Genomic DNA, 16,351 nt, shown 5'->3' with positions numbered 1-16,351 from the left:
ATGAACCAATTAACTAATTTACATTTTAAAAATATCAATATTTTGAATCAACAATCTTTGTGTGTTAACATCACGAAACAAATAATCCAAACATCTTTATTCAACAAACCATTTAACGAATATATGATAAAAACCCACAAACTCCTAAACGAATATCTTAATAATAAACAACATAACTCTCAAAGCCAAAAAGTAATCCGTGGTAAAATCAATGAATACCTCATTTTATTATATTTTCAAAACAAAGGAATCATCAATTTATACCCACAGGCTTATTTATTCTTCATCCCAGACATTAAATTTGATTTAGTTTTATTCACAGAAACTAAACGAATAATGGCGTTTAATTTCAAAACCTGTCTCCGAGACCGCTATAAACAAGCCATGGTAGAAGGACAACAATTAAAAAAATTAGACACACGTTTTGAGTTTTATTTATTAACTAACAATGAAACAGAAACTCAAAGACTAAACAATAAAATTAATCAAGGAAAAGTACAAGGCATTAATCAAGTAATTAACTTATTTTCCAATTCAGCCAATAATTTCTTACAAAACTTAATTACCGCCAAATTCATCCCTTTTTCTAATATCAATATAATTAAAAAATAAAAAAAGGAGTTAATATTAAAATGTTAACCAACGAACAAAAAGCGTTAAAACAATTAATAAATTATATCGAACAAGGCCAATGGGAAAAGTTAAACCTTTACTGCCAAATAATCAACCCCAAAAATCTACTTAACCCCAAAAATACAAAAATATTTACAGCTTTAAAATATTTATTTTTAGAAAAACAAACATCTCATCCATGGGACAAACTCACTACAAAACCCATTATTATCAAAGAGTTATTAACATATTTACAAACTCATTTCCCTCAAGATAACTTTACTTTAGATTCTTTAAATTATTTAAATGATGATTTTAATAACCAAAATAATAATCATGTTTTAGATAATCTAAAACATACCTATACCCAAGAAAAACTATTTCAACAATTAATAAAAATCATTAGCCCCACATATGAAAACCAAGACCCCTACCACAAAAATTTATATTACCAAGAAATATTTGATAAATTAAGAAATTTTATCTCTTCAATCCCCCATAAAAACGATAAAACACACTTTACTTTAAACCAAATGGCCTCTTTGCATCCTGAATTTTTTGACACAGATAATCAATCAAAACAAAAAATACAAGAAGAATATTACCGTTTATCCGAAACTTTTAAAGGACTCAACCAATCCACAAAAGGATTCAAAAAAGGCCAAATAATCACTATTGGGGGGTATACTGGATTAGGTAAAACAACTTTTGTCTACAATCTTCTTTTAGATATAGCCAAAACCAAACACAAAGAAATATCTCATTATCCTCATATTTTGGTATTTTCTTATGAAATGACCTTAGAAGAAAATTTAAATCGTTTATTAGCCCACCAAACTCAAATTCCTCTAGATGTTATTTTAGATAAAAATTTTGAAGATGCCAATATCACACCTCTCAAATACACGGAAAGGATGAAAATAGCAAAACAATTTTTTGCAAACATAAATTTATCATTTAGTTATGATAAAAGCAAAAATATTGATTATGTAATTGATTTAGTTTATCGTTTTTATTTAGAAAAACAAGCAGAAATTATCGTAATTGACCACCTTCAAATAACCAAAACCACAAACCACTTAGAAAATGACCGTCTAGCAATTGATGAAATCATGACTAAATTAAAAAAATTAGCCATTGAATTAAACATTGTTATTATCATTTTATCTCAATTTTCAAGAGATACATACAGCAATTATCAAGGTAAATCACCAGAAATAACAGCTTTAAAAGGAAGTGGCGGAATTGAAACTAACTCAGATATCGTCTTAATGATGTCTGAATTCAAACCCAAACTATCCAAAGACAAAGAAAAGCCCATAAATATATATAATTCAACCTTAGAAGAACTATATTCAGACTATAATGACAATGAAAATCAAAAAATAATCGAAGTATGTATCAAAAAAAATAGAAGTGGTACCAAAAAAACCTTAATTTATCACTTTGAAATGACCACTCAAACCTTCCAAGAAATCGGTTATGTTTTACCTTATAAAATAGAAACTTATTATTAATCAAAAAAACTAGGAGTTAAAATAAATGAATTTTCAAGAAAAAATAAAAAATATTCAAATCAACTTCCCTATGTCAGTTTTATTAAAAAAATTAAATATAATACCACCAAAATTCAATCCCAAATATCGTTTTCCTTGTCCCATTCATCAAGGACAAAACCCAACTTGTTGCCATTTAACTTCAGATAATAAAATTCATTGTTGGAAATGTTGTAAAGATTACGATATTATTGATGTTTATATGGAAATAAGAGGAATTAAAACCTTCAATAACGCTCTTGAAAAAATCAATAACTTTATGAAAACTCAAGAATTTAAAAACTTAATCCAACAACAAACTTCAACGCCTAATATTTCTTACGAACCTTTTAAATATCAATACCACCACAATAAAATCAACAACCCAATTGATGAAAAAGAAATTAACGCTACAAAAACACAATTATTTAAAGAAATATCACCTTTATTCAACCAAATTAGAGATTATTATCATTATTTATTAACCACTAACCGAAATAATGAATCTCACCTAGGATTAGAATATTTAACCCAAAAAAGAAAATTAACTATAGAAACTATTAAAGAATTTAAACTAGGTTATGCCCCATTATCTGATAAGCCTTTATCCTTTCGTCTATTAAATTATTGTAAAAAGCAAAATATCGATACAATAAAATTAATTGAATATGGTTTTATTAAAGATAAAACCAATCAACAAAATAAAACATATTATCACGATACTTTTCATGGTTCCATCATTATCCCCATTGAAAATGGATACAATAAAACATTTCATTTTTATCAAAATAACTTTCGCGAAGTTTCTTATTTCCAACCTAAATATAAATCCCTCAATAATTTTAGTCAAACACCTACTTTTCATTTCAGTTATCGTTTTTTTGAAGCGTTACCTTATATTAAACAAATGAAAACCATTATTATTCATGAAGGTTTTTTCGATGTCATTAGTTGTTGGCAAAACAATATTAAAAACGTTGTCGGTCTCATTTGTGTCACTCAACTACTTTCTAAATCACAAATAGAAATTCTAAAAAAAGAAAATATCAAAGTAATTATTGCCTTAGATAATGATGAAACAGGTCAAAAACGAAGTGAAGCCTTAGGAGAACAACTTAAAGAAGAAAATATTATTTACGAAATTAGACGCATTTTACCACCTTATGATAAAACTTGTAAAGATGTTGATGATTTATTGCGACAATTCGGAAAAGAAGCATATCAAAAATGTTTTTTAGACCCATACATTACTTATGAAGAGGCCAAAAATAAAATCATAGTCGATTTAGCTATTTATTTTTTTGGAAAAGACAAAGTAGAAATAATTACATAATTATTTATTATAAAATAACAACTTAAAGCCAAAACTCAAAATTTTCCCCCTATAAAACCTTTAAAATTAAAATTAGTAATATGAATCACGCACATTCAATTACTAAGGTCCAAAATTAATAAATAATTTAACAAAATTACAAAATAAAATCGAAAGGAGACAAAATATACAAGAATTGAAAAACTAATTAAAAAAACTGATTACCAAAGTTGATTTGTGTTATAATAGATTTATAAAAATAAAAGTTAATGAAAATATAAAAAAAATAAATTTACAAATAAACCACTATCTCCATTTAAAACCATTCTTTTTTTCATCAGTTGTAATTGTTTTCTATGGTTTTAATCAAACTGTTTTTCAATATTTAGCTATAAATGAATTATTTCCAAAAAGATTAGAAATTCAAAGAAACAATAATATTTTCAAAGATGAATCAGGATATGTTTTAGGCAACATTAAAACAATCGAAGTTAAAAATAAAACTTTTAATACTTGCAAAATCCCATCCTTATCAAATAGATGTAATTATATCAATAAAAGGAGATTTGAAAAAATGAAAATTAATTTAACCAAAATAACATATTTAAAAGATGGCAAAACAATTGATTGGATTGACGAATACGATAAAAACGGGAAAATAGTAAAAAAAACCCTATACAATTTCAACGGTACAATTAATTCCATCACCGAATTCTCATTAAATAGTATTAGAATCAAATCAACTCATTATCAAAAAGATGGGAAAAAAATTAAATTTATCTGTGAATATGACTCAAATGGTAAAAAAACAAAATCAACCTACCTCATCCCTGATGGAAAAACAATTTCTGCTATTATTGAATTCGATAAACAAGGACAAAGAGTCAAAGCAACCTATTACCCAATCATAGGAGGCAAAGGAATTAGTCATATTGCTGAATATAAAAACAACATCATAAATAAAGAAACATACTATTTCTACGATGGAAAAACAATTGACTGGATTAACGAATACGATAAAAATGGGAAAATAGTAAAAAAAACCCTATACAATTTCAACGGTACAATTAATTTTATCGAGGAATACAAATAAAAAGAGTAAAGTAACTAAACTAACCAATTATGGGACTAAGAATCCATAATATTAATAAATGCCATCCAACATATACCTAAAAAATATTTCAATATTCAAACTTGACCTTCAATTGAAGGTCTTTTTTTTATATCAAAAATAACAAAAAACTAAAAAACTAACTAAAAGGAGAAAAATATGAAAAAAGAAACAAATCAAGGAATCATTAAGGGCGGTTGGGAAACAAAATCAACCCCCAACGACTTAGTTCAAATCAAAAACTTTTTACAAACATTAAAAGGAGAATTATTAAATATTACAATTGTTTCTCATTCTAAAAAGAAAAATTCCTATCAACAAACAAACTACCGCCCTAAAAACCAAACTCTATTTGTAGACCCTCAAATCTTAGATGAAATGAAAAAGTATAGAATAGAAATAATCAAAAATCACTCTTCCGAAAACGATAATAATCTAACCCTTACCAACCCAATAACACCCCCAAAACACCAAAATAATACCCTTAAAACACATTTCCCTATCTTCCAAATTAATTATCTTAACGAACAAAAAGATTATATTAAAGAATTAATAAGTAAGATAACCATAGACAAACTAGAAACTTTAAAATTATATAAATTAGATGCTAAAAAAGTAGATAAATATAACAATCCTATAAAAACAAATTATAAAAAAGGATTAAATGTTATTTATTATCAATCGGAAGATTTAAAACACATCAAATTATTTTTAACCAAAAATAAACAGGGCTATCGGGTTAAAAAAATACATCCCATGTATAAATATATATCTAAAATCAAATAAACACTTAACTAACAGTTTTATAACACTTCACTAACAGTTTTATAACACTTCACTAACAGTTTTATAACACTTCACTAACAGTTTTATAACACTTTCAATATTTAAAATTCTTTGACAAAACCAAACATTTTTAAGGAGTGATATTTTATATATTATATCGATAATGATAATGATACTCGATATTTGATATTATCGTTGTATCTTTTATCTATCATTATTATTTTTCGATATATAAATAACTCCCTATTTTTCCTTTACATTATTAAAAAGAGTTGTTAAAAATTATCCAAACACAATACCCTAACGCGCTGAAGCGCTAATAACAATCATAAGTACACATAAATAAAAGAAGAAGAAAAATAAAAATCCCCCAGTTGCGCGCTACCCCCTTTTTTAAATAAATATAATCATTCAGAGTTATAATGGTTATGTATATGATATAAAAAAAGGAAACAATATTTAAATCATGAAAAAAATAGCTAAAATAATAGAAAAAGAGAAACAAAAAAATAAATTATTACAAACTCTAATGAAAAAAAACCAAAAAACTGATAAAAAAACTGTTTTTGAATTAGTTAAACAATTTAATCAAAAACTAAATTTAACAACCATTTTAAAAACTATCAAAACCAAAAGAAGCACTTATTATTATTGGTTGAAAGTCGAAAATAAAATAAAAGCCAAAAAAGAAAAATACTTATTACAACAAAATCGCATCAAAGCTTTATGTTTACAAGAAAAATATTTTTGCGGTCATCGTAAAATCACTGATTTATACCAAAAAACTTTTAACGAAAACATTACCAAGAAAAAAATTTATACTATTATGAAAGAAAACGGTATTTTTTGTCGTTTAAGAATTAAAAAAAATAAATATTATTATAAAAATAATTTAAAAGCTAAATTAAAAGTGGTAGACAATTTAATTAATCAAGACTTTATATCAACTAAACCCATGAAAAAACTATTTACCGACATAACTTATTTCAAAACTCCCCAAGGATTTTTATATTTTTCTTGTATTATTGATTCTTTCAACAACCAAATTATCGCTTCCCACACTTCCAAACATCAAAATAAAGAATTAGTTTTAAACACCATCCAAAAATTACCTCTATTAAAAGAACCTTGTATCATTCATTCCGACCAAGGCACAGTTTATCAATCACAAAAAGTCCAACAAACACTAATTAAAAAAGGTTTTTTAATCAGCATGTCGAGAAAAGCTACTCCACGTGATAACGCTGTAATTGAAAACTTTTTCGGCCAAATGAAAACTATCTTACAACATCAACATCCTTTTTTATTTCAAAAATCACCTGAAAAAGTTAAAAAAATAATCAATTATTTCCCTAAATTTTGGAACAATCAATGGATTTTAGCTAAATTAAATTATTCATCACCTTCTCAATATTGTCAAAATTTTAGATAATAATTTTTTATTTCAAATTTTCAACCTTGAAAAAGGTTACTTTTTGCGCATTTTTTTAATCAAAATAACATAATTACGTAAAAAAATAATTATAATTTCATTTTCTTACCACTTTTTTAACTTTTTTTACTTAAATATATAGTGTAAGGGTAAAATATGACAAAAAAATATCTTTTGAAACTAAAGAATTATTAAAAGTTTTAGAAACTTTTTGAAATTTAAAAAAATATTTCTTTAGTTTGAAAAGATATGAAATTATCTACTTAATTTTAAGTCTTAAAGAACAATTTTAAAGACAAAAGTTGTCTAAAAAAACGGAACAGCGCACAGCGTTATCACTAGGGGTGGCTTTTCTCGGCATGATGATTAAAAAAACCTTTTTTCGTTAAATTTTGTTGGACTTTTTGTGATTGGTAAACTGTTCCTTGATCTGAGTGAATAATACAAGGTTCTTTTAATAGAGGTAATTTTTGGATGGTGTTTAAAACTAATTCTTTATTTTGATGTTTGGAAGTGTGGGAAGCGATAATTTGGTTGTTGAAAGAATCAATAATACAAGAAAAATATAAAAATCCTTGGGGAGTTTTGAAATATTTAGTTTTAAAATTATTTTTATAATAATATTTATTTTTTTTAATTCTTAAAAGACAAAAAATACCGTTTTCTTTCATAATAGTATAAATTTTTTTCTTGGTAATGTTTTCGTTAAAAGTTTTTTGGTATAAATCAGTGATTTTACGATGACCGCAAAAATATTTTTCTTGTAAACATAAAGCTTTAATGCGATTTTGTTGTAATAAGTATTTTTCTTTTTTGGCTTTTATTTTATTTTCGACTTTCAACCAATAATAATAAGTGCTTCTTTTGGTTTTGATAATTTTTAAAATGATTTTTAAATTTAGTTTTTGATTAAATTGTTTAACTAATTCAAAAAAAAAAAAAAACAGTTTTTTTATTAGTTTTTTGGTTTTTTTCATTAGAGTTTGTAATAATTTATTTTTTTGTTTCTCTTTTTCTATTATTTTAGCTATTTTTTTCATGATTTAAATATTGTTTCTTTTTTTATATCATATAAATAACCATTATAACTCTGAATGATTATATTTATTTAAAAAAGGGGGTCGCGCGCAACTGGGGGATTTTTAGTTTTCTTCTTTTTTTATTTATGTGTACTTATAATTGTCATTAGCGCTTCAACGAGTTAGGGGATTATGTTTGGATAATTTTAAACAACTCTTTTTAATAATGGAAAGAAAAAATAGGGAGTTATTTATATATCGAAAAATAATAATGATAGATAAAAGATACAACGATAATATCAAATATCGAATATCATTATCATTATCATTATCGATATAATATATAAAATATCACTCCTTAAAAATGTTTTGTTTTGTCAAAGAATTTTAAATATTGAAAGCGTTATAAAACTGTTAGTGAAGTGTTTTTATTTGATTTTGGATATATATTTATACATAGGATGTATTTTTTTAACCCGATAGCCCTGTTTATTTTTGGTTAAAAATAATTTGATGTGTTTTAAATCTTCCGATTGATAATAAATAACATTTAATCCTTTTTTTATAATTTGTTTTTATAGGATTGTTATATTTATCTACTTTTTTAGCATCTAATTTATATAATTTTAAAGTTTCTAGTTTGTCTATGGTTATCTTACTTATTAATTCTTTAATATAATCTTTTTGTTCGTTAAGATAATTAATTTGGAAGATAGGGAAATGTGTTTTAAGGATATTATTTTGGTGTTTTGGGGGTGATATGGGGCTGGTTAGGGTTTGATTATTATTATCATTTTCGGAAGAGTGATTTTTGATTATTTCTATTCTATACTTTTCATTTCATCTAAGATTTGAGGGTCTACAAATAGAGTTTGGTTTTTAGGGCGATAATTGGCTTGTTGGTAGGAATTTTTCTTTTTAGAATGAGAAACAATTGTAATATTTAATAATTCTCCTTTTAATGTTTGTAAAAAGTTTTTGATTTGAACTAAGTCGTTAGGGGTTGATTTTGTTTCCCAACCGCCCCTAATGATTCCTTGACTTGTTTCGTTTTTCATTTCTTCTCCTTTTATTTGGTTTTTTGTTATAAAAATAAAAATCCCCGAATTTGCGAAAAATAAAATCGCAAAATTTAGGGGTATATGCGCGTGTTGGGGGGGTATGTTAATGTTATTATACATGTAAAGGTTTAATATATTGGTTAAAAAAGCAATAATTTTAATCAATTATTTCTAATTTGTCTTTTCCGAAAAAATAAATGGCTAAATCGACTATGATTTTATTTTTGGTCTCTTCATAAGTAATGTATGGGTCTAAAAAACATTTTTGATATGCTTCTTTTCCGAATTGTCGCAATAAATCATCAACATCTTTATAAGTTTTATCATAAGGTGGTAAAATACGTCTAATTTCGTAAATAATATTTTCTTCTTTAAGTTGTTCTCCTAAGGCTTCACTTCGTTTTTGACCTGTTTCATCATTATCTAAGACAATAATTACTTTGATATTTTCTTTTTTTAGAATTTCTATTTGTGATTTAGAAAGTAGTTGAGTGACACAAATGAGACCGACAACGTTTTTAATATTGTTTTACCAACAACTAATGACATCGAAAAAACCTTCATGAATAATAATGGTTTTCATTTGTTTAATATAAGGTAACGCTTCAAAAAAACTATAACTGAAATGAAAAGTAGGTGTTTGACTAAAATTATTGAGGGATTTATATTTAGGTTGGAAATAAGAAACTTCGCGAAAGTTATTTTGATAAAAATGAAATGTTTTATTATATCCATTTTCAATGGGGATAATGATGGAACCATGAAAAGTATCGTGATAATATGTTTTATTTTGTTGATTGGTTTTATCTTTAATAAAACCATATTCAATTAATTTTATTGTATCGATATTTTGCTTTTTACAATAATTTAATAGACGAAAGGATAAAGGTTTATCAGATAATGGGGCATAACCTAGTTTAAATTCTTTAATAGTTTCTATAGTTAATTTTCTTTTTTTGGGTTAAATATTCTAATCCTAGGTGAGATTCATTATTTCGGTTAGTGGTTAATAAAATAATGATAATAATCTCTAATTTGGTTGAATAAAGGCGATATTTCTTTAAATAATTGTGTTTTTGTAGTGTTAATTTCTTTTTCATCAATTGGGTTGTTGATTTTATTGTGGTGGAATTGATATTTAAAAGGTTCGTAAGAAATATTAGGGGTTGAAGTTTGTTGTTGGATTAAGTTTTTAAATTCTTGAGTTTTCATAAAGTTATTGATTTTTTAAAGAGCGTTATTGAAGGTTTTAATTCCTCTTATTTCCATATAAACATCAATAATATCGTAATCTTTACAACATTTTCAACAATGAATTTTATTATCTGAAGTTAAATGGCAACAAGTTGAGTTTTGTCCTTGATGAATGGGACAAGGAAAACGATATTTGGGATTGAATTTTGGTGTTATTATATTTAATTTTTTTAATAAAACTGACATAGGGAAGTTGATTTGAATATTTTTTATTTTTTCTTGAAAATTCTTTGATGAACTCCTTAATTTATTGTATTATTGTTTTTTATAAACTAAAATAGCCACTCTAGGAAGTGGCTTACAATTGGTAATAAAAAAAGATCTTCGTTTTGAAGGTCTTAATTGTTTTTTTATTTAATTATTTTATTTTTTTTATCATGACGAATTAAACAAACTTCTCTTTTTGGTTTTTTTAATTCAAACATTTGTTTGCAATCTTTACATTGAAAATAATTTTGAACAGGACAATGACACATAAATAAAGTTGCTTTAACTTGTTTTTCTATTTTTTTATTAATAATTTCAAATTCCCATTCATAATTATTTTTTTCATTAAAATAACTTTAGAACTTTTTTGTTGTGAAAACCATTCATTTATATTATCGCGAATTCTTAAAACATTATCATTTCTTGCTTCAACAAGTGCTTCCTTATACTCTTTTTCGGTTTTTTTATTTAATTGTTTTATGAGATATTTGTTACGAAAAATAATTATTGCAAGCTCATCATCACTTGTCCGATGAGAAGTATAAGTGATAAGTTGATAAAACGCTTCAATAATTATTGAAGCGTTTGTCCATATCTTGCATTCAATATAAAGACTTTTTTTATGATGAATGGGCATACAAATATCTGCATATCCTTCGTTCATCAGAAGTTCAGTGAATATATATATATATATATATATATATTTATTTAAATTCTTCCGAATTTTGAAAAAAATTATTTAATCCGACAGCAAGAATTGAGGTGTTCCAAAAGTTTAAACACTTTTGGAACACCTCACACAAAAAACTCAAATCATTAATTTAAACGAATTAATCAACATCCAACATCACTCCCCAAAAAAACATGTTTAATGTAATATCATATGAAAATAAAAACAAAAAACCAACCATCATCTCACCAACAAAAATCAATAATTAGGATTAAAATTTTAACCATCGTTTCGCATCATTAAAATGTATATGAAACTTTTTTTCAAAAAACAAATAAACAAAGGAGTTAAATTATTATGACAAAAAAAGAATTAATTAAAAAAACGCTTTAGTTAAAAAAACTTTCGCAAATAAAACAGAAGAATTTTATCACATATTCGAAAAGACTTTAATCGAAGCAATCACTACTAATGAAAAAGTAGTTTGATTCCATAAAATTGTTAAATTTAAATTAAACCCAAGAAAAGCCTATATCTGTAGAACATTCTTCTTGGGTTTGTATAATGTTGGCAAAACTTAAAAAAATATCTAATTAAATTATGCAAATTATTGTGGTTTAAAAATGTTTCGCTTATAGAATTCCCAATTATAGAACTAACTAATCCGCGAATAACCATCACTTCATTACCTTGTTTTTCAATTCTTGTTGAATGTTTTTTATTAGACTTGTTTTTCGACTGCCGTCGAGTTCTTCGAAGATAAATAATTTCATTTTATGATCTTTTTATTCTCAATTTTTCCATAAAAAAAAGACCTTCGATTTGAATATCTTAGTTGTATTTTTTTTGCTTAATTTTTTTAAATAAGTTGTTTAAAATAATTCTTGTTTGGCATTATGTAGCAATTCTAAATATTTTTTACTATCTGTAATAATTTGATTAATGAAGTTATTGTCTTGATAAATACGAAACACATGATAATTAGTATCATAGAAATAAACTAAGAAATAAGCGAATTGAGCTTGACTACAATAGAGTTGACATTGGTATTTCTTTAGGAGGAGTCAATGTGATTAATACTTTATTAGATAAATTAGATGGTTTTAATAGTAGCAATAAAAAGATTATCTTAATGGGGGCTACTAATAACTTTCATAAAATTGATTCCGTTTTACACAGTTGTTTTAGTAAAGAAATCTATATCGGCAATTTAAAATATTCTGAAATTGAAGTTTATTTAAAACATATTTTTTGTTTGGTAATGATGTTTTTTAAATAATTATTTGTTTTTTGATAATTTTTTGAAATTAAATGGGATAAAATAACAACCATTTACGGAAATTCCGTAGATGGTTGTTTTCAAATGATTTAATTTATAATTTTAATATTTTTATGTTATTTATGGCCAAAGTGCATTAACTGTACTTATTATTGCATTTTGAGAAAAAACTTCCATTTCATCCCATAAAAAAGAGCAACTTGAATCTAAACTGTCTTGTATTGATGTATGACTTTGTTCAAAAATAAATTTCAATTGAGTTTTTACAATATCTTTAAAACTATCGATATCAAATGTTTCTTTTTTGAAATTAGTAACTTGTACATCTTCCCAATCTTCAACAACTAAAATATAATCGCGAAGTGTGTCCACAAATAAATTAATATATTTGCTACTTTCTTTATATTTAGTTTTTAAATGTGCTCTCATATCATAAACAATTTTAGAAGTAGCTAAATTAGTTTTAGTTGTTAAAGAACTTGTTATATTTTCTAAAACTTTTAAAGGATCTGATACATCACTTAATTTCTTTTCTTGTAGTTTTGATGATTCAGATAAAGTAGCAGTTTTTTCTTTTGGACATTTTTTTTCATCTGCAAAAGAACTTGGAATAAATGCTGATAAGAAACACGAAACAAACACAAATGTAATTACTATCAAGAAAATTAAATAATTGTTTTTAATTGATTTTTTTAACAATTATAAAACCCCCTAATTAAAATATATAAACTTCAAATAACTATCATCCTGTAATTTTATTATATCATAATTTAATTTTTTTTACCTAAAAAAAAAAAAAATTAAAAGAACCTGCATTAATTATTTTTAAAAATTTAAGTAATTTTTAATCGGATTTAGTTTGTTAAAATTGAATAAAATGCAGTGATTTTATTATAATACTACACTTTTAACTTTAATTTATGTTATAATTATAATGAAAATAAATAAATTTTTTGATGTTTATACAAAGATGATTTTAAAAAAATTTTTTATTTTCTATTTTTGTATTTGCCTTTTTAATTTTTTAAATTTTATTTCAATTTTAAGTTGTAAATAAAATCATATAAAGAAAGCAGGTTATATATAAATTATGGTAAAACTCCAAAAAGATAAAGTAAAATTATTAATATTTGCTGGCTTTTGGGCCATTTTACTATTTTTAAATCACAATTATTTAATTTTTGCTGACCAAGATGATGATATTGAAAACGTGATAACTCTAACAGAAACCAAAGAGAATCAAACAGAAGAAATAAAAATGCAATGTCAAGATTTATTGCAAAAGGGCGAGAAAGATGCCTAATTTCTTAGTAAATTAACCAATTACAAATGCAATTAGTAATGCAGTACAACATATTTTTGGTTTATCTTGTGAAAGCAAGATAGATTATAGCAGAAAATAAAAGCAAAAAAACGAGAAACTGTTTATTGTTTTGATTTGCAAGTTGAAAATAGTCATGGAAAAGCTTTGCAATAAGCCTAAGAGAAAAAAACGGGCAGTAGCTATAAGGTAAAACAGTTAATTCCTTATATTTTAGGGCAGTTTATATATTTTTTGCGTATATAAAATTTACTAACACTTATTATTTTAAGTGGCAAGCAAAATCGCTAAACCTAAAACCTACCACCTACAACATAAATTATTTTTGCATATTAATTGTGGTTATCTCACCTAAAACTATTAAGGTAAGAAATTAGAGTAACTTCTATCTTCCTAAAAGTCATTTGCTAAAAGTATAAAAGCATCTAAAATAAACTTTGGTGTTTAGGCTCAAGGAAAAAGCAGAATCGTAGTAGTCGTAAGAAATTCAAAGCTTAGCTGGAATGTAAAAGTGAACTGACTTACCAAGGAATTTGGGAAAACCAAATACAAGGCGAAAGAGGAAATATATTTTAATATATAAACGCTGTATGCTTGGAAACTTGCTTGTGCGGTGTTGTGCGAGGCTCAAAAAAACCTAATTATTAGTTAATAATTAAGGCGTTTTGTTTCTATCGCGATAATTAAAGAAATTAAAATTGAAATTAAACAATTAGCAGTTAATAATCAAACAGAAATTGAAAAATGTTTAAAAGATCCCATTTTTACAACTATTTTAGAAACAATTAATGAAGATCTAGCAACAGAATCAAAAGAAGTAATTGATTATTTAAATCAAATATATGAACTAATATCAAAAGTAAATAAAGATATAATTAGTATTTTAGCAGCTTTAGAAATATTAAAAAACGAAACATTAAAATTTAGTCAAACGATGTTAGAATATAATAATATTGTAGACAAATTTAATAATTTTGAAACATACAAAAAACAATTTTTTGGCCCTTTTAATAAAATATTAACTTATAACCAGAATATAAAAATTCTAAAAGAACTACCTCTTTTAGAAGCAAAATTACAATTAGGGTTGGATAAATTTGGAGGAGGTATAAAATTAAAAGAAAGACAAAATAATATGGATGAAATAATAGCTAAATTTGCTTATTTAAAAGATCAAAATGCTCAAAATCCTTCGGATAGTTCTCAAAATAATAATTCTAACGAAACCAATAGTTTTTTATTTTTTTTCTTTGTAATATTTATTTTATTGTTTGTTCTTTTGATATTGTATTTTATTTTTCAAAATTTTGCAAACACAAAATAACAACTAGCTTTTTTAAAATTAGAATTATTATTTTTACTAAAATAAAAACGAAATTTACAAAAACTAAATATTTATGATAACAATAAAGACCAACTTAAAAGTTGGTCTTTATTGTTATTTTGTTCTTTTTTAAAAATAAAAAGTGTCTCCAAAAAGGTAAAAGCGCAGTTAAATCTGTAAGAACTTGGTTCCGCAAATAGTTTTTTATTATTTTAGGGATGCTTCTTTTTTTATTATCAGTTAGATCGTTTTAACTGAAACAGGAATCATTAAATTGCCAAAAGAAGAAATTCCTATTTTAAAAGTTATTTTAATTTAATAGTGCTTTTTTTCTTATAAATATATATTTTTTATTATAACATATTTTTAAATTTATAAAACATAAAAAAAAAATCTACAAAAAACCTTATAAAAAAAGGGTAAAAGTTAAAAAAGATTTAATTTAAAAATAAAATAAATAAGGATTAATATATTGGTTAAAACAAATAAAAGTTTTTTGCTTTTCTAAATAAAATTATTTAAAGGTTTTAAAACTGATAATTTACCTTTATTTATATTATATTCAAGCATATATTTATTTTGATTTTTATCAAAACCTAATGCTTCAGGAGTTATATTTTTATCATCAGGAAAATCTTTACCTGGAATATTATAGGTGATTAAAGAAAATAAAGAAAATAATAATAATTTAGATGAAATTTTAAAAGAAGAATTTAAAATTAAAAAATCAATTAAATAATATAAAAAATCCTTTAATTGTGGAATCTATTGATGATACTGAAAATGATTTTTAGTTTTAATTTTTTAAAATATTTAATTTCTTTTGATTTTAAAGATTTTTTTTATTTATTATAAAAACTATATTTATTTTTATATGGGAACAATTAACAACTTTAATTTATCCTTTAAAATTATTTATTTCATTGTTTAATTTTTTAATGCAAATATTAAAAATTTTTATTGATGTTTTTTATCCTATTATAGGATTATATTAAAAGTTCTATAACAAGTCTTACTGGTCAAAAATTAATGGATCCTAGTCAAAGTATGTGGGGAAAAATAAAAGAAATAGCAAAGATGATTTTTAATGTTGCTGTTGGTGGCTCTGTTATTTATTTTTTGAAAGAAATTAATAATTTTCTTTTAAACTCTTTCATTAAAATAGGTGATTTGTTGTTTAAAATTGTTTTAAGAATATTAGATATTATTTCAATTTTTTTAAAAAGTTCTTTTTATTTTTGTTTAAAAAGGTTAAAGATTTTTTTTAAAAGAAACAATATTTTGAAAAAACTCAGTAATCGCCTATAAAAATCCCTTGAACTTTTACTGCTTTTTTTATTAATTGTTCTTAAAATGTTATTTCTTAATAAATCATACAAAATATGCTTTTTACCAAATTTTAAAATATTTGATAAATAAAACCCAGTT

The 16,351-nt window shown here is 24.2% G+C and carries 10 protein-coding genes and 5 pseudogenes; 10 read left to right on the top strand and 5 right to left on the bottom strand.

Annotation, left to right across the window (positions count from 1 at the left end; genetic code table 11):
- The 6 genes from AYWB_RS00845 to AYWB_RS00820 all read left to right on the top strand — a co-directional run bounded on the left by AYWB_RS00845 (window position 1) and on the right by AYWB_RS00820 (window position 6,788).
- Window positions 1-612, top strand: coding sequence for a hypothetical protein (locus AYWB_RS00845; protein ID WP_011412462.1), 612 nt, complete (start codon window positions 1-3; stop codon window positions 610-612).
- Window positions 613-632: 20 nt separating this feature from the next.
- Window positions 633-2,129 (top strand): replicative DNA helicase, encoded by a 1,497-nt coding sequence (locus tag AYWB_RS00840; protein ID WP_011412461.1) that lies wholly within the window; start codon window positions 633-635, stop codon window positions 2,127-2,129.
- 25 nt (window positions 2,130-2,154) lie between these two features.
- Window positions 2,155-3,480: a toprim domain-containing protein gene (locus tag AYWB_RS00835; protein WP_011412460.1), complete on the top strand. Its 1,326-nt coding sequence runs from the start codon at window positions 2,155-2,157 to the stop codon at window positions 3,478-3,480.
- Window positions 3,481-3,694: 214 nt separating this feature from the next.
- On the top strand, window positions 3,695-4,552 hold the full coding sequence (locus tag AYWB_RS03430; RefSeq protein ID WP_011412459.1) for a DUF2963 domain-containing protein: 858 nt from the start codon (window positions 3,695-3,697) through the stop codon (window positions 4,550-4,552).
- A gap of 177 nt (window positions 4,553-4,729) precedes the next feature.
- Window positions 4,730-5,356: a hypothetical protein gene (locus AYWB_RS00825; protein WP_011412458.1), complete on the top strand. Its 627-nt coding sequence runs from the start codon at window positions 4,730-4,732 to the stop codon at window positions 5,354-5,356.
- 466 nt (window positions 5,357-5,822) lie between these two features.
- Window positions 5,823-6,788: an IS3 family transposase gene (locus AYWB_RS00820; protein WP_011412457.1), complete on the top strand. Its 966-nt coding sequence runs from the start codon at window positions 5,823-5,825 to the stop codon at window positions 6,786-6,788.
- Window positions 6,789-7,113: 325 nt separating this feature from the next.
- On the opposite strand, the pseudogene AYWB_RS00815 reads toward AYWB_RS00820, so the two are convergent.
- From AYWB_RS00815 to AYWB_RS00800, 4 genes and pseudogenes are all read right to left on the bottom strand, one after another.
- A pseudogene (locus tag AYWB_RS00815) lies at window positions 7,114-7,828 on the bottom strand (transposase); the annotation flags it as partial.
- Between the two features lie 407 nt (window positions 7,829-8,235).
- Window positions 8,236-8,865: pseudogene (locus tag AYWB_RS04505) on the bottom strand (hypothetical protein).
- Between the two features lie 160 nt (window positions 8,866-9,025).
- Window positions 9,026-10,308 (bottom strand): annotated as a pseudogene (locus AYWB_RS00805) (toprim domain-containing protein).
- Between the two features lie 316 nt (window positions 10,309-10,624).
- Window positions 10,625-10,993 carry a hypothetical protein gene (locus AYWB_RS00800; protein ID WP_011412453.1) on the bottom strand — a complete coding sequence of 123 codons (369 nt, stop codon included), beginning with the start codon at window positions 10,991-10,993 and terminating at the stop codon, window positions 10,625-10,627.
- A gap of 363 nt (window positions 10,994-11,356) precedes the next feature.
- Here AYWB_RS00800 and AYWB_RS04420 point away from each other — a divergent pair.
- Both AYWB_RS04420 and AYWB_RS00795 read left to right on the top strand, forming a co-directional pair.
- Window positions 11,357-11,484 (top strand): annotated as a pseudogene (locus AYWB_RS04420) (HU family DNA-binding protein); the annotation flags it as partial.
- A gap of 545 nt (window positions 11,485-12,029) precedes the next feature.
- Window positions 12,030-12,248 (top strand): annotated as a pseudogene (locus tag AYWB_RS00795) (AAA family ATPase); the annotation flags it as partial.
- A 150-nt stretch (window positions 12,249-12,398) separates the two neighbouring features.
- Here AYWB_RS00795 and AYWB_RS00790 read toward each other — a convergent pair.
- Entirely contained in the window at window positions 12,399-12,977 is a 579-nt protein-coding gene (locus AYWB_RS00790) for a hypothetical protein (protein WP_011412451.1), read from the bottom strand.
- A 391-nt stretch (window positions 12,978-13,368) separates the two neighbouring features.
- On the opposite strand from AYWB_RS00790, the gene AYWB_RS00785 reads away from it, so the two are divergent.
- Both AYWB_RS00785 and AYWB_RS00780 read left to right on the top strand, forming a co-directional pair.
- Window positions 13,369-13,581 carry a hypothetical protein gene (locus AYWB_RS00785; RefSeq protein WP_011412450.1) on the top strand — a complete coding sequence of 71 codons (213 nt, stop codon included), beginning with the start codon at window positions 13,369-13,371 and terminating at the stop codon, window positions 13,579-13,581.
- Window positions 13,582-14,533: 952 nt separating this feature from the next.
- Window positions 14,534-14,923, top strand: a complete 390-nt coding sequence (locus AYWB_RS00780) for a hypothetical protein (protein WP_011412449.1) — start codon at window positions 14,534-14,536, stop codon at window positions 14,921-14,923.
- The last annotated feature ends 1,428 nt before the right edge of the window (window positions 14,924-16,351 follow it).

Source organism: Aster yellows witches'-broom phytoplasma AYWB, from assembly GCF_000012225.1.
In the GTDB taxonomy this organism is placed as follows: Bacteria; Bacillota_I; Bacilli_A; order Acholeplasmatales; family Acholeplasmataceae; genus Phytoplasma.
Note: the sequence above shows the minus strand (reverse complement) of the source record. Positions and strands in the feature narration are given on the sequence as shown.

Bases quoted from the DNA above. Each gene is read 5' to 3' on its own strand.
- AYWB_RS00825 (WP_011412458.1), top strand. From the start codon at position 4,730: ATGAAAAAAGAAACAAATCAAGGAATCATTAAGGGCGGTTGGGAAACA.
- AYWB_RS00845 (WP_011412462.1), top strand. From the start codon at position 1: ATGAACCAATTAACTAATTTACATTTTAAAAATATCAATATTTTGAAT.
- AYWB_RS00820 (WP_011412457.1), top strand. From the start codon at position 5,823: ATGAAAAAAATAGCTAAAATAATAGAAAAAGAGAAACAAAAAAATAAA.
- AYWB_RS00780 (WP_011412449.1), top strand. From the start codon at position 14,534: ATGTTAGAATATAATAATATTGTAGACAAATTTAATAATTTTGAAACA.
- AYWB_RS00800 (WP_011412453.1), bottom strand. From the start codon at position 10,993: ATGAACGAAGGATATGCAGATATTTGTATGCCCATTCATCATAAAAAA.
- AYWB_RS00785 (WP_011412450.1), top strand. From the start codon at position 13,369: ATGGTAAAACTCCAAAAAGATAAAGTAAAATTATTAATATTTGCTGGC.
- AYWB_RS00840 (WP_011412461.1), top strand. From the start codon at position 633: ATGTTAACCAACGAACAAAAAGCGTTAAAACAATTAATAAATTATATC.
- AYWB_RS00835 (WP_011412460.1), top strand. From the start codon at position 2,155: ATGAATTTTCAAGAAAAAATAAAAAATATTCAAATCAACTTCCCTATG.